This is a genomic window from Actinoallomurus bryophytorum (genome assembly GCF_006716425.1).
GTDB classification, from domain to species: domain Bacteria; phylum Actinomycetota; class Actinomycetes; order Streptosporangiales; family Streptosporangiaceae; genus Actinoallomurus; species Actinoallomurus bryophytorum.
Map to the genome: position 1 here is coordinate 4,945,735 of NZ_VFOZ01000001.1, position 20,754 is coordinate 4,966,488.

18 protein-coding genes are annotated in these 20,754 nt (G+C 72.3%); 6 read left to right on the plus strand and 12 right to left on the minus strand.

From position 1 onward, the window contains the following. The first annotated feature begins 8 nt into the window (after nt 1-8). Entirely contained in the window at nt 9-3,887 is a 3,879-nt protein-coding gene (locus tag FB559_RS23395) for an nSTAND1 domain-containing NTPase (protein WP_185792361.1), read from the plus strand. A gap of 10 nt (nt 3,888-3,897) precedes the next feature. On the opposite strand, the gene FB559_RS23400 is transcribed toward FB559_RS23395, so the two are convergent. The 6 genes from FB559_RS23400 to FB559_RS23425 all read right to left on the minus strand — a co-directional run bounded on the left by FB559_RS23400 (nt 3,898) and on the right by FB559_RS23425 (nt 12,391). Beyond that, the gene (locus tag FB559_RS23400) at nt 3,898-4,560 is read right to left on the minus strand and encodes an alpha/beta fold hydrolase (protein ID WP_141957650.1); all 663 of its coding nucleotides are present in this window, start codon (nt 4,558-4,560) and stop codon (nt 3,898-3,900) included. Between the two features lie 55 nt (nt 4,561-4,615). Next, entirely contained in the window at nt 4,616-6,100 is a 1,485-nt protein-coding gene (locus FB559_RS23405; protein WP_141957652.1) for a sensor histidine kinase, read from the minus strand. Then, a complete protein-coding gene (locus tag FB559_RS23410; RefSeq protein ID WP_141957654.1) occupies nt 6,097-6,819 on the minus strand; it encodes a response regulator transcription factor in 723 nt (240 codons plus the stop codon). The genes FB559_RS23405 and FB559_RS23410 overlap by 4 nt, the downstream gene beginning before the upstream one ends. Continuing rightward, a complete protein-coding gene (locus tag FB559_RS23415; RefSeq protein WP_141957655.1) occupies nt 6,789-7,997 on the minus strand; it encodes a streptophobe family protein in 1,209 nt (402 codons plus the stop codon). The genes FB559_RS23410 and FB559_RS23415 overlap by 31 nt, the downstream gene beginning before the upstream one ends. Further along, entirely contained in the window at nt 7,990-8,814 is an 825-nt protein-coding gene (locus tag FB559_RS23420) for an ABC transporter permease (RefSeq protein ID WP_141957657.1), read from the minus strand. Before FB559_RS23420 ends, FB559_RS23415 begins: the two co-directional genes overlap by 8 nt. Before the next feature lie 175 nt (nt 8,815-8,989). Beyond that, nucleotides 8,990-12,391 carry a tetratricopeptide repeat protein gene (locus FB559_RS23425; protein ID WP_141957659.1) on the minus strand — a complete coding sequence of 1,134 codons (3,402 nt, stop codon included), beginning with the start codon at nt 12,389-12,391 and terminating at the stop codon, nt 8,990-8,992. A 92-nt stretch (nt 12,392-12,483) separates the two neighbouring features. Between FB559_RS23425 and FB559_RS23430 the strand changes: the two genes are divergently transcribed. Continuing rightward, entirely contained in the window at nt 12,484-13,353 is an 870-nt protein-coding gene (locus FB559_RS23430; protein WP_141957661.1) for an AraC family transcriptional regulator, read from the plus strand. 21 nt (nt 13,354-13,374) lie between these two features. Here the strand turns inward: FB559_RS23430 and FB559_RS23435 are convergent, their stop codons facing one another. From FB559_RS23435 to FB559_RS44070, 6 genes are all read right to left on the minus strand, one after another. Beyond that, nucleotides 13,375-14,013 carry a response regulator transcription factor gene (locus tag FB559_RS23435; protein WP_141957662.1) on the minus strand — a complete coding sequence of 213 codons (639 nt, stop codon included), beginning with the start codon at nt 14,011-14,013 and terminating at the stop codon, nt 13,375-13,377. A 13-nt stretch (nt 14,014-14,026) separates the two neighbouring features. After that, nucleotides 14,027-15,391 carry a sensor histidine kinase gene (locus tag FB559_RS23440; protein WP_141957664.1) on the minus strand — a complete coding sequence of 455 codons (1,365 nt, stop codon included), beginning with the start codon at nt 15,389-15,391 and terminating at the stop codon, nt 14,027-14,029. Nucleotides 15,392-15,406: 15 nt separating this feature from the next. After that, nucleotides 15,407-16,195, minus strand: a complete 789-nt coding sequence (locus FB559_RS23445) for an ABC transporter permease (RefSeq protein ID WP_141957666.1) — start codon at nt 16,193-16,195, stop codon at nt 15,407-15,409. After that, nucleotides 16,192-16,959 (minus strand): ABC transporter ATP-binding protein, encoded by a 768-nt coding sequence (locus FB559_RS23450; protein WP_141957668.1) that lies wholly within the window; start codon nt 16,957-16,959, stop codon nt 16,192-16,194. Before FB559_RS23450 ends, FB559_RS23445 begins: the two co-directional genes overlap by 4 nt. A 269-nt stretch (nt 16,960-17,228) precedes the next feature. Beyond that, the gene (locus FB559_RS44065; RefSeq protein ID WP_185792362.1) at nt 17,229-17,486 is read right to left on the minus strand and encodes a helix-turn-helix domain-containing protein; all 258 of its coding nucleotides are present in this window, start codon (nt 17,484-17,486) and stop codon (nt 17,229-17,231) included. Continuing rightward, on the minus strand, nt 17,483-17,770 hold the full coding sequence (locus FB559_RS44070; RefSeq protein WP_185792363.1) for a hypothetical protein: 288 nt from the start codon (nt 17,768-17,770) through the stop codon (nt 17,483-17,485). The genes FB559_RS44065 and FB559_RS44070 overlap by 4 nt, the downstream gene beginning before the upstream one ends. A 200-nt stretch (nt 17,771-17,970) precedes the next feature. On the opposite strand from FB559_RS44070, the gene FB559_RS23460 reads away from it, so the two are divergent. The 4 genes from FB559_RS23460 (at nt 17,971) to FB559_RS23475 (ending at nt 20,448) form a co-directional block, all read left to right on the plus strand. Next, nucleotides 17,971-18,705, plus strand: coding sequence for a helix-turn-helix domain-containing protein (locus FB559_RS23460; RefSeq protein WP_185792364.1), 735 nt, complete (start codon nt 17,971-17,973; stop codon nt 18,703-18,705). Continuing rightward, the gene (locus FB559_RS46805) at nt 18,696-18,794 is read left to right on the plus strand and encodes a DUF397 domain-containing protein (RefSeq protein WP_141957673.1); all 99 of its coding nucleotides are present in this window, start codon (nt 18,696-18,698) and stop codon (nt 18,792-18,794) included. Before FB559_RS23460 ends, FB559_RS46805 begins: the two co-directional genes overlap by 10 nt. After that, nucleotides 18,791-18,883 carry a DUF397 domain-containing protein gene (locus tag FB559_RS23470; RefSeq protein ID WP_185792365.1) on the plus strand — a complete coding sequence of 31 codons (93 nt, stop codon included), beginning with the start codon at nt 18,791-18,793 and terminating at the stop codon, nt 18,881-18,883. The genes FB559_RS46805 and FB559_RS23470 overlap by 4 nt, the downstream gene beginning before the upstream one ends. Nucleotides 18,884-19,080: 197 nt before the next feature. Next, nucleotides 19,081-20,448 (plus strand): HNH endonuclease signature motif containing protein, encoded by a 1,368-nt coding sequence (locus FB559_RS23475; RefSeq protein WP_141957677.1) that lies wholly within the window; start codon nt 19,081-19,083, stop codon nt 20,446-20,448. The last annotated feature ends 306 nt before the right edge of the window (nt 20,449-20,754 follow it).

Genomic DNA, 20,754 nt, shown 5'->3' on the forward strand with positions numbered 1-20,754 from the left:
GAGGGATCATGACCGGCGAACCGCGATACGGAGCCGAGCCGCCCGATCCGTCAAGGATCGTCACCCGGCGTGACTTCGCGGGCGAGCTGACCCGATTACGGGAGCTGGCCGGGCTCACCGTACGCGACGTCGCCAAGGCGACGGGACTGCCCGTCGGCACCATGGGCGACTACTTCGCCGGCCGCCATCTGCCGCCGTTGAGACCTGCGCGGCTGCCCGGCATCCTGCGCGCCTGCGGGGTGACCGACTCTGAGTCCGTCGCGCGCTGGAGTGAGGCGCTGCGGCGCGTACGCCGCAGTCCCGGCCGGCGCACGGCGGAGACGCGTGCGCCGTACCTGGGGCTGGCGAGCTTCCAGCCGGAGGACGCCGAGTGGTTCTTCGGCCGCGACGCGCTGACCGCCACCCTGGTCGCGCGGGTGCTCGAAGGGCGGGCCGCCGACGGCATCCTCGCCGTGACCGGGCCCTCGGGCTCGGGAAAGTCGTCCCTGCTGCGGGCCGGGCTGATCCCCGCACTGCACGGGCCGTCGCTGCTCCTGACCCCGGGCGCGGACCCGCTCGGCGAGCTGGCGGCCAGGCTCGCGGACCTCGCCGGGCGTACGGACGAGGTGGTCGACGGGGTACGCGGCGACCCGGCGCGTGCCGCCGACCTCGCCGAGCAGGCGGTGTCCGCCTCGGCGACCGGCGAGGCCGGCGGGCGGCTCGTCGTCATCGTGGACCAGTTCGAGGAGGTGTTCACCGACGGCTGCACGGACACCGAGCGCGTCGCCTTCCTGACCGCGCTCCAGGCCGTCGCGCGGACGTCCGCCCTCGTCGTCATCGGGCTGCGCGCCGACTTCTACGCACGGGCGCTGCGCCACCGCGAGCTGGCCCGCATCCTGCAGACCGCGCAGGTGGTCGTGGGGCCGATGAGCGAGACCGAGCTCCGCCGGGCGATCGTGGGGCCGGCCCAGAAGGCCGGGCTGACGCTGGAGGACGGCCTCGCCGACCTCCTGCTCCAGGACCTTCGCGCGTCGGCCCACGACCAGGGGTCCGAGGCGGCCCATGACGCCGGCGCCCTGCCGCTGCTGTCACACGCGCTGCTGGCGACCTGGCTGCGCCGCCACCGGCGGGGGCTGACGATCGCCGACTACCAGGACAGCGGCGGCATCGCCGGAGCGGTGGCCCGCACCGCCGAGTCGGCCTATGCCGGGCTGAGCTCCGCACAGCAGCGGATCGCCCGGCAGATCTTCCTGCGGCTGGTGCACATCGCCGATGACACCGGCGACACGCGCCGCCGGGTCACGCTGGGCCAGCTGCCGCCGGGCGACGAGGTGATCGAGGTTCTCGACCACTTCATCGACCAGCGGCTCATCACCGTGGCCACCGATGAGTTCGACCTCGTCCACGAGGCACTGCTGGCCGCCTGGCCGAGACTGCGCGCCTGGCTCGACGCCGATCGGGTCGGCCTGCGCACCCACCGCCGGCTGTCCTTCGCCGCCGAGGTGTGGCGCGAGTCCCGTCAGGATCCGAGCACCCTCCTGCGGACGGTGCGTCTCGCCGAGGCCGCCGAGTGGGCCGAGGACACGCGGCACGCCGCCGACCTCAACGCCCTGGAGCGGGAGTTCCTGGCGGCGAGCCTCGACCACGAACGCGCGGAGCAGCGGTCCGCCCGCAGCCGGAGCCGCCACCGCCAGGAGCTGCTGGCCGTGCTGCTCGGGCTGTCCCTGGTGGCCAGCGTGCTCGCGGTCGTCGCGTTCCGCCAGCGCGTACACGCCGACGAGGAACGCGACGTGGCGATCTCCCGGCGGGTCGCGGTCGAGGCGGACAAGCTGCGCGCCAAGGACGTGGACCTGGCCGGGCAGCTCTCGCTGGCCGCCTACCGGGTCGCGCCGACGCGCGAGGCCCGGTCCAGCCTGCTGGAGTCCTCCTCGGGACCCTCGGTGACCCGGGTGCTCGGCTCGCCGGGCGTCCTGCAGACCGTCGCGTTCACCCGCGACGGGCATCGGATGGCCACCGGCGGCACCGACCGGACCGTACGCCTGTGGAACCTCGCCGACCGGAGCCGCCCCACCCCGGTCGGGCGCCCGCTGCAGGGGCCCGAGACCGTCTTCTCCGTGGCGTTCAGCCCTGACGGACGGCTGCTGGTCGGCGGAGGCGGCGGGGGCGTCGTACGCCTCTGGCGGCTCGACGGCGACACCGTACGTGACGGTGGCCTGCTCGCCGGCGCCCGCGACACCGTGTACTCCGTGGCCTTCAGCCCGGACGGCCGTACCCTCGCCCTCGGCAGCGCGGACCGGACCGTCGGGCTCTGGGACCTGAGCGACCCGGCACGGCCCGTACCCCTCGGGCGGCGGCTCGCCGGGCCCGGCGGCGCCGTGCAGTCCGTCGCCTTCAGCCCGGACGGGCGCACCCTCGCGGCGGGATCGGCGGGTGGTTCTGTACGGCTGTGGCGGCTCGGCGCCCGTCCGCGTCCGCTCGGCGCCGCGCTCAAGGTCTCGGCCAAGTCGGTCTTCTCGGTGGCGTTCAGCCCGGACGGCCATACCCTCGCGGCCGGCGGCGCCGACGACACCGTACGGCTGTTGAACCTGACCGGCCGTCGTCCGGTGCCCCTCGGCAGGCCGTTCACCGGCCCCAAGGGCTGGGTCAACTCCGTCGCGTTCGCCCCTGGCGGCGCCACCCTGGCGGCGGCCGCCTCCGACGGCGAGCTGTGGATCTGGGACGTGGCCACCCACGCGCACGCCACCTCGCTGCCGCATCCGGGACCGGTGACCGCGGTGGTGTTCCTCGGCGCGGGGTCCCTGGCGACCAGCGCCGCCGACGGCGCCGCCCGGATCTGGGACCTGCCCGGACCGGTCGTCCAGGCGGAGAGCGGTGACATCTTCTCCACCACCGTCAGCTCACGCGGCCACCTTCTGGCCACCGCCTCCTCCGTCGGCACCGCGCAGCTGTGGAGCTTGGCCGATCCGCGCCACCCCTTACCCCTCGGCCCGGCGATCCACGACGCGGTACGCGTCGGCCACGCCTCCGGCGCGAGCGGGCTCAGCCCGGACGGCAGGACGCTGGCGATCGGCGGCATCGAGGGGGGCTCCCAGCTGTGGAACGTCGCCGACCCCGCCCACCCCGCGCCGCTGCCGACGCGGCTGACCGGCCCGGCCGGGATCATCCAGGGATTCGCGTTCCGGCCGGACGGCCGTCTCGTCGCCGCCGCCGGCAACGACAAGAAGGTGTGGCTCTGGGACATCAGCGACCCCCGCCATCCGGTCCGTACGGGACCGCCCCTGACCGGGCCCTCCAACTACGCCTACGCACCGGCCTTCAGCCCGGACGGCCGCACCCTCGCGGCCGGCAGCGCCGACTCCCACGTCTACCTGTGGGACGTCGCCGACCCGCGGCACCCGGCCCCGCTCGGGCGCCCGCTCACCGGCCACAGCCGTTACGTGTTCACGACCGCGTTCAGCCCCGACGGCCGGACGATGGCCACCGGGAGCGCGGACAACAAGGTGCTGCTGTGGGACGTCACCGACCGGCGCCACCCGCGCGCCCTCCCCGTGCAGCTGACCGGCCCCGACAACTACGTCTGGTCCGTCGTCTTCGACGGCACCGGCCGCCTCCTCGCGGCCACCGCGGGAGACGGGACCGCCTGGCTGTGGAACGTGAGCGACCCGCGCCACCCGCGGGCCCTCGCCACCCTCAGCGGATCCGCCGACGCTCTCTACACGGACGTGTTCGACACCGGCAGGCCCATCCTCGTCACCGCGGGCGTCGGCGCGACCGTACACCTGTGGAACACCGACGCCGGGCAGGCCGAGACCGAGCTCTGCGCGGTCGCCGGAACCCCGATCACCAGGGCCGAATGGCACCACTACCTGCCCGACCGCCCGTACCGCCCACCCTGCGGAACCCGCTGACCGCCGGGACCTAACGCCGGCGCTCCGCGGCGAGCACCCACTCCAGCAGGGTGCGGGTGAACAGCTCGGGACGCTCGCGGTTCCAGACGTGCCCGACGCCAGCGATCACGCGGAGCTCCGCCCCGTCGATGCCGGCCGCCAGCTCCCGCGCGTCCGCGAGGTACGCGGTGTCCTTGGACCCGCAGGTGACCAACGTGGGCGCGCCGACCTTCGGCGGGCAGCCGGACAGGTCCAGTCCGGCCAGCGCGAGGCACGACTGGAGCGTCACGGCCTTCCCCGCGCCCGTGCTCTCGCGCGTGAAGAAGCGTTCCGGCACGGCCCGCAGGGCCGCCCGCCGGACAGCCAGCCCGCGCGGCGCGCGCACGCCGCATCCGGACAGGAACAGGCTCGCCACCGCCGCCGGACGCTCGGCGGCGAACCTCAGCGCGACCCTGGCGCCGAGCGACACACCGCACAGGTGGACCGGGCCGGCCGCGGCCAGACCGGTCAGCTCGCGCACGGCGGTGTCGAAGGAGAAGGGCCCGGGAGTACGCCCGTATCCGGGCAGGTCCGGGGCGACCACGTGGAAGCGGTCGGCGAGCCGGGCGAACTGCGGATCCCACATGTCGTGGGCGAACCCCATCGCGTGCAGCAGCACCACGGTCGGCCCGTCGCCGGATTCCTCGACGTACATCGCAGCCGCCACCTTTCGGTCGCCGGTGCACAGAATCGCACAGATCTCGCGACGTTCAGGCGGTGTCGTCCAAGAGAGCGGCCGGCAGGACCATGCGGAAGACCGCGCCCTCACCCGGCGCCGTCCTCAGCTCGACCCGCCCGTCGTGCGCGGCCACCACCGAGGCCACGATGGCCAGACCCAGCCCGGCCCCGCCCTCGCCGGTCCTGGTCCGGGAGGCGTCGGCCCGGTAGAACCGCTCGAACACCATCGACGCCTGCTCGCCGGTCAGCCCCGGACCGTCGTCCTCCACGGTCAGGACCGCCTCGGTCCCCTCGGTGCCGACCGTGATGCGCACCGGAGTGCCGGGCGGAGTGTGGGTGACGGCGTTGCCCACCAGGTTGGTCACGGCCTGGCGCAGCCGGGACTCGTCTCCCAGCACGGGCGCGGTCGTGGACGGGCCGCCGTCCAGGCCGGTCAGGCGCACGGGGCGGCCCGGATCCAAGGCGCGTACGTCGTGGAGCGCGTCGGCGGCCAGGGTCCGCATGTCCATCGGCGCCGGGTGCAGGGGCAGGTCGCCGCTGCCGTGGTGGCCGTCCAGCCGCGCCAGGAGCAGCAGGTCCTCCACCAGCCGGGCCAGCCGGGTGGCCTCACTCTCGATCCGGAGCATGGTGCGGTCGACGTCGGAGCGTTCCGGCAGGCCGCCCATGCGGTAGAGCTCGGCGAAGCCCTTGATGCCGGACAGCGGGGTACGCAGCTCGTGGCTGGCGTCGGCGACGAAACGGCGCATCCTCGCCTCCGAGCCGGCGCGTGCGTCGAAGGCGGTTTCGAGCTGCGTCAGCATCCCGTTCAGCGCCGCCGACAGCCGGCCGACCTCGGTGCCGGGCGCGGCGAGGTCGGGGATCCGGTGCGACAGGTCCCCGCCGGCGATGGCGGCCGCCGTCGCCTCGATCCGGTGCAGCGGACGCAGCCCCGCGCGTACCGCGAACCAGCCCGCGGTCCCGAGCAGCACCAGCACGCCGACGCCGATGAGCGCGCAGTCGGCCCGCAGCCGCCCGATCGTGGCGTCGACGCCGTGCAGCGAGGCCGCCACGACCACACTGCCGCCCGAGGCATGCCGCAGGGCGACCACGCGCCACCGGTCGCCGCCACCACGGCCCGCCACCTCGAACGGGCGGCCGTCGCGTGCCGCCACCGCCGCCGGGTCCAGCCGGGGGAGCCGCGGCCGTCCGGACTCGGTCGTGCGCAGAACGGCGTCGATCGTGCCGTCCTGGGTGAGGTGGGCGACGTAGAGGTCGGTGAGCAGGTCGCTGCGCCCGGTCAGGCCGCGCGAGAGAGTGCGATCCGGCGGCACCACCTGGGGAGGCAGGCGGGAGAACGCCGTCGCGAGCGGCCGCACCTGCTCGTCCACTCGCTTCTCCAGATGGCCGCGGAGCGCGCCGATGACGAGGAGGTTGCTCACCACGAGCCCCGCGACCAGCAGGACCATGGCGATCGCGAGGAGCCGGGCGCGCAGCGAGATCCGGGTCAGCCGCCGCGCCGTCCGTGCGACGGCCGTCATGGGGCCGGCCTGCGCAGGACGTATCCCGCGCCCCACACGGTATGGATCAGCTTGGGCCCGGTGGTGTCGATCTTGCGGCGCAGATAGCTGATGTAGGACTCGACGATGCTCTCGTCGCCGCCGAAGTCGTACTGCCAGACCCGGTCCAGGATCTGCGTCTTCGACACGACGCGTCCGGCGTTCTCCATCAGGAAGAGCAGCAGCCGGAACTCCGTGGGGGACAGCCGCACCGGGCGGTCCGCCCGGCGTACCTGGTGCCCCTCGCGGTCCAGCACCAGATCGGCCACGGTCAGCGTCTCGTCACCGCCGCGTCCGCCGACGCGTCGCAGGATCGCGCGGATGCGGGCGATCAGCTCCTCCACGCTGAAGGGCTTGGTCACGTAGTCGTCGCCGCCGGCGGTCAACCCGTCGATCTTGTCCTGGGTGGTGTCGCGAGCGGTGAGGAAGAGGACCGGGACGTGGCCGCCGGCCGTACGGACGGCGCGCTCGCCGAGGCGCCGGACCACCTCGAACCCGTCGATGTCGGGCAGCATCACGTCGAGGACGATGAGGTCGGGAGGCTCGCGTACGGCCAGGGCCACCGCCTCCTGCCCGCAGGCCGCGGAGGTGACCGCGAACCCGGCGAACCGCAGGCTGGCCGACAGCAACTCCCGCACGACGGGTTCGTCGTCGACGACGAGAAGGCTGATCACACCGTCGGCGTCTTCCGTGAGTTCCATGCCGTCCTCACCCGGTCCGTCGTCGCCTGCCGGCCGAGGTCCAGCAGGAGGCATCCCGTGGTCCCGGCGACCGCGCCGGCGGCCGATCCGAGTGCCAGGGCCACCAGGATGTCACCGTCGCAGCGCAGGCCGAGGACGGTGACGGCGAAGCCGAAGACCGAGACGCCGAGGTGGGCCGACGCTCCGGCCGCCGCGGTCATGCCGGCGCTCAGCACCCCCAGGGGCAGGCCGAGCCGGGCCGCCCGCACCCGCCGCCACGCCACGCCGGGCGGGACGGGAGTACGCGCGGCGGTGAGCACGCCGATGACAGCCAGGGTCGTCACCGCGAACGCGATCGGCGGCAGCCATGCCTGGCCGTGCGCGATGCCCGTCATGGCGACCGGACCTCCGGGCGTCGAGCGCGCCGCGGACCACGGGACCCCGATGCCCATGCCGAACGCCGCGAAGGCCGCGTTGGGAGCCACGAGCACGACCGCGCCGGCCGCCTTCGGCCCGTGCACGAGCGCGACGAGCAGGCCCGCGGCCTCCACGGCCAGTGCCGCGCAGAGGATCACCGTCGCCGAGACCGAGACGGCCGGCCTCATCCAGGACAGGGCCGCGGGCAGGCGAAGGGCCCGCGCGTCCGGCCGGCACTGGAGGAGGGCCACCAGGGCGAGCACCACGAGCACCCAGACCAGCCCGCCCAGCAGGGTCCGTCCCAGGTCGGGGTGGTAGTCCAGCGTGAGCCCGCCGGCCGGCGCGCGGTCGTCGGTCGCGCATCCCGACAGGCCGTACGGGCCGTGCACGCAGGGTCGGCCGAGCGCGAGCCGGCCGTGCCCGGCGGACGCCGACAGAGTGAGAACGGCGGGGAACGCCACCGCCGCGGTGCCCAGCCGGACCACCAGCGCGCGCGGGGACGCCGCCGGGCGCCGGAGCGCGACGACCAGCACGAGGACCCCGGCGAGCGACACACCGAGCGGCATGACGTCGAGCCCGCCGTGCAGGCTCGCCCCCAGCCGCTGTGCCTGCGGCAGCTCGCCGGTCACGTCGATGCCGCCGCCGCCCGCCATCGTCACCGTCGCCACGGCGAGCCGGGCCACGCCGTCGGCGCCGAGCAGCAGCAGTCCGGACATCGCGACCACGCCCATGGCGGCGTACGCGGCGGCGACCGCGGACATCGCCCTGACGACCTCACGCATCGCGGGTCCCGAAGACGACGAGCGCGGCGCCGAGGACGACGCCCACGGCCGCGCACAGCAGCCCGAACCCCGCCCACGGCCCGAGCGCGTGCGCGCCGTGCCCGGCGGCCATGATCTGCTGGCCCGCCATGGTGGGCCAGAACCGTCCCACGACGCGGGACCAGGACTCGGGCAGCGCCGTCGCGAATATCGGCACGAGCAGCGTGACCGCGACCATGGTCGCGACCGCGCCCGCCGTGGCCCTCACGAGCGTTCCGACGGCCACGCCGAGCAGCCCGACGACGGCCAGGTAGAGGCCGGCGCCGATGACCGCCCGCAGGACGTGCGGCTCGCCCAGGCCGGCGTGGGGAACGCCCTGAGCGGCCAGCACGGCCTGCCCGGTGAAGAACATGCCGAACCCGATCACCTCGCTCACGGCGAGCGCGACGACGGCGAGGACCATCGCCTTGGCGCCGAGCAGCCGGGCACGCCGGGGCACCGCCGTGAGGCTGGTACTGATCATGCCGGTCGCGTACTCGGAGGTGATGACGAGAATGCCCAGCACGGCGATGGCCTGCTGCGCCATGACGTGCCCGCTGAGGCTGGTCGCCGTGGGGTCGAAGCTCGCCTGGTCGGCCGGTGCGAGCGTCGTGTACTTCCGCCCGCCCGCGTAGCTCAGGAGCGCCCCGAACCCCACTCCCAGGGCCGCCGCCACGAGGACGGTCCAGGCCGTCGACGGCAGCGTGCGGAGCTTGGTCCACTCCGAGCGGACGGCGCCCGCGAATCTGGCCGCGGGCGGCCTGGTGAGCCGGCTCGGCCGGTCGATCGTGGTCGGCATGGCGGTGGGTCCCTCCGGTCGGTGGAGGTCCTCAGACTGTTGCCGCAGGTTGACCGCGCTCTGGGAAGACCTGGGCGATTCCTGGGAGCCCGGCGGCACGCGAACGCCGCCCACCAGGCTCGAAGGGAAGAGGCCGAGGGGAACGCCCGGCGGATTCACAGGGAATTGTCAGGGGTCACCCGGCGCATGCCGGACCGACGTGGATGTGCCGGTACGAGGCGCACGACCGCGCGCCGAACGTGATGGCCGCGAGATGGTTCGGGTCGCGGCCGAGCACCGTCGCGATCCCGGCCCGCGCCTCGTCCCGCCGCCCGCGCAGCTCCGCGGCCTGGGCTTCCAGGAAGGTGGCCGTCGTCTCGTGCCGCGCCTGGAGGTCGTCGGTGAACAGCAGCATCGTCGGCAGGGACGTGGCGAAGTAGTCGATACGGGCCGGGGTGGACCTCAGCTCCGCGACATAGCTCTCCAGCCCGTCGACCAGGGCCTCGCCGTCCTTGCCCAGCCGGCGCCAGGCCAGAGCGGAGAAGTAGGTCATCTCGCTGTACGGCCGGGTGCTCATCTCCTGGAAGTCCCCGTCCGCGGTCGCCGCCGCGGTCCAGGCATCACGGGCCGCCTCGGGCCGGCCGGCCGCGGCGAGCGCGTCCCCGAGCATGAGGAGCAGGTCGGCGCAGTTCGCCAGCGGGTGGCGGGCCTCGCCCAGGGTCTCGGGCGGCTCCAGCGCGGCGCGCGCGTGGGTCTCGGCCCCATCGGCGTCGCCTGCCGTCAGCGCGGCGCGGGCCAGCGACAGCCGGGTCTGCTCCCAGGCGTACAGGACCTGTCCCTCGCCGCCCTCCCAGGGCTGGAAACGCCGGCCGGTCAGCACGTCGAGGGCACGGCCGGCCTGGCCGGTGGCCACGAGCAGGAGGACGTACTCGATGGTCAGGTCGTCGCGGGCCGCCACGGTGTCGCGGCGGTCCTCCAGCCGGGTCAGGCGTTCCCGCGGCGGAGTGCCGGTGCGCTTGGCCAGCTGGTCCGACTCGTACCAGAGCTTCGCATCGCCCGGCGCGAGGGCGAGAGCGCGGTCGTAGCAGGCCATGGCCGCGGGCGTGTCGCCGTGGACGTTGAAGGCGGCGACCCCGAGGTTGCGCCAGGCCACGACGTCGGACGGGTCGTGCTCGACGGCCCGCCGCCAGCAGGCGATGGCGTCGTCGTGGCGATGATGGTGGTGGAGCCAGTCGCCCAGCAGCGAGGCCGCGCGCGCGTCGGCCGGGTCGCGGTCGAGCGCGCGGGACAGCACGAGCGCGTCCTCGGGGCGGTTCGGGAAGCAGTATTCGAGCGTGCGTACGGCGGCCACCGCGGCGCGGGCACCGTCCTCGTCGCCCCGTCCGGCAAGCAGGTCGGCGCGGTGGTAGGCGAGCAGCGGCCCGGCCCCCGACCGCGGGTGCGGCCAGGCGCCCGTGACCTCGGACTCCTCGGCGAGGCGCTCCTCCGCTCGGTCCAGGACCCGCAGCGCATCGGCAGTGAACCCGGCGGCGGCGTACTCCAGGGCGATGTCGAGACAGGTCTGGGCGTCGCAGTCCAGCGGCAGGCCGGCCAGGTCGCGGGCCCACCAGTCGAGCGGGTCGAGCCGGCGTACCGCGGCCAGCCCGGCGTCCGCCTCCGTCGCACGCTCGAGCCGGCGCAGCACCAGGACCCGCAGGTCATGCGCCTGGAGCAGGCCCGCCTCGGCGGACAGCGCCGCGTCGAGATGGTCCAGGGCGGCGTCCCACCGCGCCTCCCGGCAGTCCAGCCGGGCCAGCGCCCAGTGCGCCGGGGCCCGCCAGGCGGAGTTCCAGGACGCCTTGGCCAGCGCGTCGTACGCCTCCGCGTGCCGGTCCAGCCGGATGAGGGCCAGCCCCAGGCGGTAGTACGCCTCGCCGTCGTAGGGGTTCGGGTTGCGCAGGGTCTGGCGGTCGACGGCCCGCCGCAGCAGGAGTTCCGCCTGGTCGTAGGCCCCGTCGCGGTGGCGGCGGGCGGCGAGCGCGATCGCGCAGCGGAAGTCGTGCGGGTCGCGGCGCAGCGCCTCCTCCCAGTACGGCTCCGGGGACCGCGTCGCGTGGCGGTACTGCTCCAGGTGCAGGCCGGTGACGTACAGTTCGTCGGCCGAGGCGATCTCGCCGGGCGCCGGCGGCTCGGTGGCGGGCTCGGGCGGTGTGACCCCGGCGGGGGCGGTACGGGGGCGCCACGCGATCAGAGTCGTGCCCTCGTGCTCGACCGTCAGCTCCAGGTCCGTGGCGTCGTACGCGCCGGTCAACGGGACGTCCGCCACGAGAGGTGAGCCGGGCGCCAGGTCCGTCGTCGTCTCCCACAGGAGGTCACCGCCGGTGCCTCGCAGCCGCAGCACGCAGCCGGGGCGTATGGCGGTGACCGCCGCGCCGACGCGTACGGAGCCGGAGCCGAGCGTCAGGCTGACCGCGGCGTGCAGGTTGGCCTGGTGTGCCGGGCCGATCCGCTGGATCGGGTACCAGTACTGGCTGAAGGTCCTCGTCTCGCCCGGGGCGAGGAAGGAGAAGTCCGGCTGGTTGTCGGTGAAGACCCCGGCCATCAGCTCGACGTACGGGCCGTCGCCGTCGGTGAGGTTGCGATCCCACGCCCAGCCGAACGGCGCGTTTCCCCAGGTCCACTGCTTCTTGCCCGGCGCGATGCGATGGTCGGCCCAGTGCACGAAGCCCGCCTGCGCGCCGTGGTCGTACCCGCCGAAGAAGTCGTCCTCACTGCCCAGGCACATGTACGAGGTCGGGACCGGGATGTTGCGGTACCAGTCCAGCCGGTCGCCGTCGCCGCCGTCCACGGCCCGCGCCGGATAGTCGATCCCGTAGTAACGCCCTTCGGCGCGCGGGAAGGTGGTCATCGCCCGTTTGGCGTGGTCGGCCACGAAACGCACGTCCGTGGGGAAGAACGACTGGTAGTCATCGTTCGCGTGCGCCGCGACGTTGGCCCACCACAGGAACGTCCGCACGTCCTCGGTCCGGTTGTACAGCCGCACCCGCAGCTCCACGACGGCGCTGCCGGGCCGCAGCCGTACGCCGTGCATGCCCTTCATCCGGGAAAGCGGGTCGTGGTCGGAGCACCACACGGTCACGGCGCCGTCCGGCTCGTGCTCGATCTCGACGTCGACGGGAAGGAACGTGCCCGGCCGGTGGTGCTGGGGCCAGTTGAACTCCACCCCGCCGGAGATCCACGGCCCGGCCAGCCCGACCAGCGCCGGCTTGATCACGTTGTTGCGGTAGAAGAAGTCATAGCCGGCGGTCTTGTCGTACCCGACGTGGATGCGGCCGCCGAGGGCGGGCAGGATCATCAGCCGCAGCCAGGCGTTCTCCAGGTGCACCGCGTCCCAGCGCATCGGCGCCTTGGTCTCGGAGATCCGCTCGTAGAACGGCAGCGGATAGACCCGGCCGGACGAGCCCTGGTACACCCTGGCCTCCAGGAACGCCGGGTAGGCGTCCGGGGCGGCCGGCTCGTACGTGTCGATCAGCACGTCCTCGCGCCAGACCGCCACCGACTCGCCGCGCTGCTCCTCGGGTACGGGCGGCAGGTCGAACCTGCTGTGGTCGGTCGGCATGGCCTGAGCCTACGAAGGTGCCCGGACACGCCGGAATGTGCGAAGGAACGGTTTCCCTGGACGAAACGACGATCGGCCGCGAACATGACGCCATGCCACGGATCGAGGGTTTCGCCGGCGAGCGGATCAACGTGCTCGCGCGTCCGCTGATGCGTGAGGCGCTCGGGCTTCCGGTCACCTCGCGTCTCCTGGTCACCGACTGCGGCTACTTTCCCGCAGCAGCTGACCACCTGCGGAGCCGTACGGAGGGCAGCCCGCAGGCCATCGTGATCGTCTGCGCCGACGGCGCGGGATGGTGCCGGCTGCCCTCGGGGCGGTACGACGTGGAGACCGGTCAGGCTCTGGTCATCCCGGCCGGCGTGCCCCATTCGTACGGCGCCGCCGGCGACCTGCCCTGGACGATCTGGTGGCTGCATCTCGGCGGCGCCGACGTGGCGGAGCTGGTCGGCGCGGTGCTGGCCGGTACGGAAAGGCCGGTGGTACGCGTCGGGGACCTGTACCAGGCGGTCTCCCTGGTCGAGGACGCCCTCGGCCGCATGGAGCGCGACGACTCGGTCCGCAGCCGCCAGGCGGCGGCCGGCTCGGCGTGGCATCTGCTCGCCCTGCTGGCCGCCGACCGGACGGGCGCACCCGCGAGCAGGAGTGACGCGATCCAGCAGGCCCAGCAGTATCTCCGTGAGCACCTGGCCACGCGGATCAGCGTCGCCGAGCTCGCGGCCCTCGCGCAGTTGAGCCCGTCACACTTCGCGGCGCTGTTCCGCCGTGCGACCGGAACCGGGGTCCTGCAGTACCAGACCCGCCTGCGGATGTCGCGCGCCCGCGAGCTGCTCGACACCACCGACCAGCCCATCGCGGAGATCGCCCGCGCGCTCGGCTACGCCGACCCGTTCTACTTCTCCCGGCAGTTCCGCTCGGTCCACGGCGTGAGCCCGAGCGACTACCGCGTACAGCACAAGGGCTGACCCCAGGGCGGGTGTCTCGTGTCACGATCGGAGGTGGTGCAGGACCGCCAGCACCCGGCGATTGTCGCCCTGCGAGGGCGGGAGGCCGAGTTTGGCGAAGATGCCGGCCACGTGCTTTTCCACCGACCCGGTGGAGATGAACAGGCTCGCGGCGATGCCGGCGTTGGACCGGCCCTCGGCCATCAGGGCGAGCACCTCACGCTCGCGGAGTGTCAGTGTGTCCAGGCCGGGCCGGCCGGCGCGGAGGAGCTGGCCGACGACCTCGGGATCGAGCGCGGTGCCGCCTTCGGCGACCCGGGTCAGCGCGTCGGTGAAGTCGGCCACGTCGGCGACCCGGTCCTTCAGCAGGTAGCCCACCTTCGCGGCACCGCCCTCGAGCAGCCGGGCGGCGTACCTGGGCTCGATGTACTGGGAGAAGACCAGCACCCCGGTCGCCGGATGGTCGCGACGGATGGCGATGGCGGCGCGCAGCCCTTCGTCGGTGTGGGTGGGCGGCATCCGGATGTCCACCACCGCGACGTCGGGACCGTGCTCGGCCACGGCGGTGAGCAGCGCCTCGCCGTCGGCCACGGCGGCGCATACCTCGTGGCCACGGTCGGCGAGCAGCCGGATGAGGCCCTCCCGCATCATCGCGGCGTCTTCGGCGATCACGACACGCATGTTCCGGATGCTTTCACGCGTGCGGCGGCAGCCGGATGCTGACGCGGGTCGGCCCGCCGGGCGGGCTGGCGATGTCCATGTGGCCGTCGACGGTACCGACGCGATGAGTGAGTCCGGACAGGCCGGTGCCGCGAGCCGGGTCGGCCCCGCCGATGCCGTCGTCGGCCACGGTGAGCAGCAGCCACCCGTTCGGTTCGGCCAGGTGGATCGTGATCGTTTTGGCGTGGCTGTGCTTGACGGCGTTCGCGAGCAGCTCGGCCGCGCAGAAGTAGGCGATCGTCTCGATCGCGGGTGTGGGCCGGTCGGGGACGTCGGTGGTCACCTCGACCGGGATGGCGCTGCCGAGGGCGAGGCCGGCCAGCGCATCGGGCAGACCGGTGTCGAGGATCGCCGGGTGGATGCCCCTGGCCAGGTCGCGCAGCTCGCCGAGCGCGTCTTTGGCGCCCTGGTGGGCGGCCTCGACCAGCTCGCGGATCTGGGCGAGCTCGGGGCCGTCGTCGCCGAGCTTCTCCTTGGCCAGGCCGAGGTTCATCGCGAGCGCGGCCAGCCGGGCCTGCGCGCCGTCGTGGAGGTCGCGTTCGAGCCGGCGCAGCAGCGCGGCGGAATCGTCCACCGCCTGGGCCCGGGTCTGTTCCAGGTCGCGGACCCGCTGCGTGAGCCTGCCGGGCCCGAGCAGGTTGCGGGTCAGCCACCGGTCCGCCAGCACGACCGCCCTGCTCACCCAGGGCGCGACCAGCAGCGACGCCGCGCCTGCGGCACAGACGAGAAGCGTCCCCGGGTAGGTGGTGATGTGGAACGGACGGGTCCGAAGCGGCGTCAGGAACGGGACCGGACTCAGGTGGACACCGGGCGGGTGGTTGCGGAACAGCCCCCACCACAACGGGTAGCTCAGGTTGGCCAACCCGGTGACCCAGTACTCGAGGGCGTACAGCCCCAGCACCGCGACCGGCACTCTCAGCAGCAGGTACGCCACGGCGCGCCAGCCGGCGCCGTCGCGGAGCCTGGGGTCCAGCCGGCCGAGGACGCCCCGGCCGGGACGGAACGACGGTGGCTCCTCGACCCGCTCGCCGAGCAGCCGGGCCGTCAGACGGCGATGGAACGAGCCGAGCCGCCGCGCGAGGCGGGTCGCCAGAACGAGCAGCACCACCGCACCGACGGCCACGCCGGCGAACGAGACGTTCTCCGGCTTGGCCGGGCCGGGCGCGAGGAACCCCATGATCATGAGGAACGCGAGGGCGCCGACCGGCACGGCGATGCCGATCGGCGCCACGACGACGAGGTAGGACAGCTCGGCCCGGGCACGGCGTGTGAAGGGCGCCGTCACGAACGCGGTGAGCGTTCTCCCGGCACTCGGCGGGTCCGTGGCCACTGCGCTCATCCGTCCATTGTCCGCTCAGGCGTCCCGGCGGACCAGGAGCAATGCCCCGGTCCCCAGCACGACGGCGGCGTACAGGCAGAGCATGGCGAGCCCGGACCACGCCGACAGGAGGTGATGTTGCGCGTCGCTCTGTGGCGTGACCGCGCTGAGCGAGCCCCCGATGATCGAGATCGGAACGTATCCGATCACCGGCCGGGCGATCATGGCGATGAACTGCGCCACCACGAACACCCCGCCGACGAGTACGGAGATGGCGGCGGCGGTGTGCCGGACGATGGCGCCGATACCGAGACCGAGCAGCCCGATCAGGCACAGCCCGACACCGGTCAGCACGACCGCTCGCAGCACGCCCGGCTGGCCGAGTGAAGGAGCCGGCACCCTGGCCGGCAGGGCGGCCCCGCCGGCCAGGAACGCGATGAACGCCCCGGCCTCTCCGACCGCCAGCACCGAGACCCCGTACACCGCGGTCTTCGCGGCCAGCAGCAACCGCCGGTGGGGTACCACGGCCAGGGTGGACCTGATCGCGCCGGAGGAGTACTCACCGGTCATGACGAGCACGCCCAGGACGCCGATCGTGAGCATCCCGGGGATTACGCCGGCGAGCGCGTTGTTGGTCAGGTCACCGGACGCGTCCTTGGTCTTGGCTCCCACGACGACGGCGATGCCGACCGCGCCGGCGAAGGTGATCGCCAGGGTCCACCACGTCGAGCGCAGGCTCCACAGCTTGATCCACTCCATCCGCGCCACATGCCGGAACCGGTAGTGCCCGGCCGGTACGCGTGACTCCCACGTCGCGGTGGTCATGACGTCCCTCCTTTTCTCGGCACGGCGAGGTCGCCGCCCCGTATCGCCGGATCGCCTCGGTACTCGGCGCTGTCACGGGTCAGCTCGAAGAACGCGTCCTCCAGCGAGGCCGACCGGGCGGTCAGCTCGGCGACCGACGTGTCCGCCAGCAGCCGTCCCTGACCGATCACCACGAGATGCTCGGCGGTCAGCGCGACCTCGCTGATCAGATGGCTGGAGACGAAGACCGTACGGCCTTCGGCGGCCAGCGACTTCAGCAGGTCGCGGATCCAGCGGATGCCCTCCGGGTCCAGCCCGTTGACCGGTTCGTCGAACAGCAGCACGCCGGGGTCGCCGAGCAGCGCCGCGGCGATACCGAGCCGCTGGGCCATGCCGAGGGAGAACGCCCCCGCCCTTCTCCGCCCGACGCCGGCGAGACCGACCGTGCCGAGGACCTCCTCCACCCGGCGGTCCGGGACACCGTTACCCGCCGCCAGCGCCCTCAGGTGGGACCGGGCGGACCTGCCGGGATGAAACGCCCTTGCTTCGAGCAGGGCCCCGACCTCGCGCAGCGGCCAGCCCAGCTCGCGGTACCGGCGCCCGCCGATCCGCGCGTCTCCGGCGTCCGGCTCGTCCAGGCCCAGGATCATGCGCATCGTGGTGGACTTCCCCGAACCGTTCGGGCCGAGAAATCCGGTCACGACACCGGGCCGTACCTCGAAGTCGAGCCGGTCGACGGCGACGGTGGATCCGTAGCGTTTGGTCAATCCACGAGCCTCAATCACAGGAACTCCCCATTTCGGTCATGGATGTCACGCTACGAACCCAGGACATCGCGGGGAACGAGGCAATCGCCCGACTTCAGCTGGGGGATTTCCCCCACCACCCAGCGATCCGCTGGTCACGGGGTGGCCATCGCGTCAGGTGTCCTCGTCTTCGCCCGAGGCGTCGGCGTCGGATGCCGGCCGGGGTGAGTCGGGTGACGGGGGTCCGAGCCAGATGGCGGGCGCATCGGGATTCCACCAGATTCCTGAGCCGCTGTTCGCGCCCATGTTCATCGTCCGCCCTTCTCTGTGATTCCCTTGCCGGCCGATCGGCCGCCGTTGGTCCATTCCGGCTCGGTGGCCTTCGGGTATTCGCTCAGAATTCCGTTGATCTGCGTGCGTGAATAACGGCGGTGCGCTCCCGGGGTGCACAACGCGGCGAGCTTGCCCTGGCGTGACCATTGCGCGAGTGTCGCGGGGCGGACGCCGAACAACTGCGCCGCCTCACGCGGCCTGAGCAGATCGTCGCCTGAGCCGGTGGACTTCACGGGGCGTCCGAGATGACGTGCAGGATCGACGTGACGGCGTACTCGATGTCCCCGGCCGCGCAGATCGGCCCGCCCCAGGACCAGTGCCAGGCCAGCGCCTCGTTCTCGTCCGGGCGGAGGGAGATGACCTCGGCCATCAGCGCGTGGCCGCCCAAGGCGCCGATCTTGAGTTTTGTCGATGGCTCGATGACCTCCGTGACCAAGCCCTTGAGTTTGCACGCGGCGACGAGCCGGTCGACGTAGCGGTCGGCGCTCTCCCGCGCCTCCGGAGTCGGTGTGATCATAAAGTGCTCCTGTCGGAATACGTCCCTACAGACTGGCCCGAGCGCTCTACGATCGAAATGGTTCAACGCCTTCCACCGAGTTCCCCACACATTCGTGCCTGGGAGTGGAATGGCGTTGAGACACTTTTGGCGCAGTGGAATCCGGCGAAAGGGGCAATATGACAAAGCATCGGAGTCCGACGCTCATCACCTTGGGGCGTTTGGTACGCACCTTCCGGGACGCGGCCGGCGTCACGCAGAAAGGGCTGGCCGGTGCGCTCGGGTACACGAACGGGTGGGTGAGCAACGTCGAGAACGGTCAGTTACGCCCACGCCCCGAGCAGGTGACCGCGCTCGAACACGAACTGGGCGTACCGCCGGGCGCGCTCATGAACGTCTACGAGCAACTCGACGGAGAGAGCCTGCCGGGCTGGTTCCGCGAGTGGGTGGACGAGGAGGCGGCGGCAGACGTTCTCCGGACCTTCGAACTAGCCCTGGTTCCCGGCCTTCTACAGACGGAGGAGTACGCGCGTGCGCTGCTCCCGGCTGATCAGGCGGCCGTCGACCAGCGCATGGCTCGTCAGAAGATCCTGGCGAGGGACCACCCGCCCACCCTGCATGTCGTGCTCGACGAAGCGGTGCTCTACCGGACACGCGGCGAGGTGAAAATCATGCGAGCCCAATTGGAGCATTTGATCGCATCCGTGGGGCCGCGTCTCACGCTGCAGATCGTACGATCGGAGAAGAACCCCCGTTCTACGGGCGCGTTCAACATCGCTACCGTCGACGGCTCCGAGGTGGGATACGTCGAAACCATCATCCGAGGCATCGTCACGAGCAGCCGCGAGGACATCGCTGAGCTATTGGCCGCCTGGGAGGCCATCAGGACGTTCGCGCTCTCCCAAGAAGAATCAATCGATTTCATCCGAAAGGTGATCGAGGAGAGATGGACCTGAACAGCTACGATTGGCGTAAGTCGACTCGCAGTGGCGAGAACGGCGGTACCTGCGTCGAGGTCGCCGTTGCCGAAAGGGCCGACGCGTGAACAGCTACGACTGGCGTAAGTCGACCCGCAGTGGCCAGAACGGCGGCGAGTGCGTCGAGATCGCCGTCGCCGAAAAGGGTCACGCGTAGGCTCAAAGTCCTTCGTGTGCATCCCCGGGACAGTCCCCGACAGCCCGCACTTGGAGGTCGGGGACCATCCCGTCGATCGGCGATAGTGGTACTCGCGTGACCCGCTTCAGCCCTGCGCCCCTGTCGAAGTCGGTGCGGACACTTCGGCCCTCAATTACAGGATGCGATCGAGCAACTGCATGTAGTAACATTCGAACATGAGTTCGGGCAGCGTAGCTTCGGCGACCTCGGCCCTGGAATTGATCCGGGCCGGGTTGACCGAGCTTGCCGCCTGTGACCTCGACGCGTACAGCACAGACGGGCTCGGCGAAGAGTGCGCGCGGATCCTGCGAGCCGTCGGCGAACTGCAGCTGGAAGCGGTACGGCGGCTGGCGCGATTCGAGGCGTTGGGCGGCCCCGCATCCGGTGGCGCGCCATCGCTACAAGCATGGCTAGGACACCGGTGTCGCCTGCGGCCGTGGGAGGCGAAGCAGCTCGCTACATCGGCGACCCGCCTCCACCTGCTGGACGAAACCCGCGCCGTTTTCGAGTCGGGCGAGATCGAGTTCGGCGATGTGGCCACCATCGCCGAAGGCGTCGACAAGGCCGCAGACACAATGCCTCCCGACACAATGCCTCCCGACACAATGCCTCCGGAAACGACGGCTCCGGACACGGCTTCCGGCTGGACTCCGGAAAGGATCGCGAAGATCGCGCAGCCCATCCTGCTCGAGGCGGCCGGTGAGGTGACTCCGGGCCAGCTGCGCAAGGCCGCCGCCCGCGTCGCGCTGACACTGAACGGCGAGAATGCCGAGCGGCGGCGGGCCCAGATCGAACGTCAGTCGTTTTTGGACATCGGCCAGACGATGGACGGCGTAGGAGTATTGCGCGGCGACCTCGGTGCGGCCGATTTCGCCATCTTGGAGAAGACGATCGATGCCTTCGCTCCCCGTCCAGATCCCGGCAGCCCACGATGGGAGAGCCGCCCAGGACACCGCCGCCTGAAAGGCCTGGTGGCGGCATGCGAGGTCGCACTGAAAACCGCAGGGTGCCATGGATACCGCGAACGGGGCGGCGCGCCGGTGCGGGTTCATCTGATCGCGACTCCGGCCACGCTCGACCCCGGTGTTCCGGCCGTACAGGCTCCCCCGGGGCGCACCGAGTACGGCAGCGTCATCTCGGCCACACAGATCCGGGAGATGCTCCGCCGTCATCACGCGATCATCAGCAAGATCCACCTCGGTCCCGACGGCCGGGTCATCGATCGATTCACCACGCACGGACAGCCGCTGAACTGGGGACGCACTCGACGGCTGTTCACCCCGGCCCAACGCGACATCTACCTTGCTGTGTACGCCGGGTGTGCGGCAGAGGGCTGCGACCGGCCGCCGGCATGGGCCGACATCGACCACAAGAGGGCATGGGCCGGCGGCGGCCGTACCGACCTGGACAACGGACAGCCACTGTGCCGCTGGCACAACCTGGAAAAGGAACATGGTTACCGCCATTACGCGCGGCGTCGCCGAGCTGGACCGGATGCCAGCCGATTACGTCAGCCTCCACCGGAAGCTCGGGGAGAGGGTTAGCTCCGGCCACTCGGACGGGATCGACCAGGTCCCAAACGCGTTGGTGCCAGGACGCCACGACAATGACGACTCTCCGCAAGAGGGTGTCGATGCCGAGGTTGAGCGGTGCCAGCGTGGCCCGTGACCCGGACATCGGCTCGTTGACGGACACCCGGGCATCCCCGCCGCCAGCGCGCCGGGGTTGCCCTCAACCGCGCCGTCGCTGTGCTCGCCGGGCACCTCGACGCGCTTCTGGCCCTCCCGGTCACGCGCGCCGATCCGTACGGCACGTCGCGCGCCAGGACAGCCGGACCGATGAAGCGGGCG

Coding starts and splice junctions, on each gene's coding strand:
- FB559_RS23405 (WP_141957652.1), bottom strand. CDS start 6,100: ATGACGGCCGTCGCACGGACGGCGCGGCGGCTGACCCGGATCTCGCTG.
- FB559_RS23440 (WP_141957664.1), bottom strand. CDS start 15,391: ATGAGCGCAGTGGCCACGGACCCGCCGAGTGCCGGGAGAACGCTCACC.
- FB559_RS23420 (WP_141957657.1), bottom strand. CDS start 8,814: ATGCCGACCACGATCGACCGGCCGAGCCGGCTCACCAGGCCGCCCGCG.
- FB559_RS23395 (WP_185792361.1), top strand. CDS start 9: ATGACCGGCGAACCGCGATACGGAGCCGAGCCGCCCGATCCGTCAAGG.
- FB559_RS44070 (WP_185792363.1), bottom strand. CDS start 17,770: ATGATCACACCGACTCCGGAGGCGCGGGAGAGCGCCGACCGCTACGTC.
- FB559_RS23410 (WP_141957654.1), bottom strand. CDS start 6,819: ATGGAACTCACGGAAGACGCCGACGGTGTGATCAGCCTTCTCGTCGTC.
- FB559_RS23475 (WP_141957677.1), top strand. CDS start 19,081: ATGAGTTCGGGCAGCGTAGCTTCGGCGACCTCGGCCCTGGAATTGATC.
- FB559_RS23415 (WP_141957655.1), bottom strand. CDS start 7,997: ATGCGTGAGGTCGTCAGGGCGATGTCCGCGGTCGCCGCCGCGTACGCC.
- FB559_RS46805 (WP_141957673.1), top strand. CDS start 18,696: ATGGACCTGAACAGCTACGATTGGCGTAAGTCGACTCGCAGTGGCGAG.
- FB559_RS23400 (WP_141957650.1), bottom strand. CDS start 4,560: ATGTACGTCGAGGAATCCGGCGACGGGCCGACCGTGGTGCTGCTGCAC.
- FB559_RS23425 (WP_141957659.1), bottom strand. CDS start 12,391: ATGCCGACCGACCACAGCAGGTTCGACCTGCCGCCCGTACCCGAGGAG.
- FB559_RS23430 (WP_141957661.1), top strand. CDS start 12,484: ATGCCACGGATCGAGGGTTTCGCCGGCGAGCGGATCAACGTGCTCGCG.
- FB559_RS23445 (WP_141957666.1), bottom strand. CDS start 16,195: ATGACCACCGCGACGTGGGAGTCACGCGTACCGGCCGGGCACTACCGG.
- FB559_RS23435 (WP_141957662.1), bottom strand. CDS start 14,013: ATGCGTGTCGTGATCGCCGAAGACGCCGCGATGATGCGGGAGGGCCTC.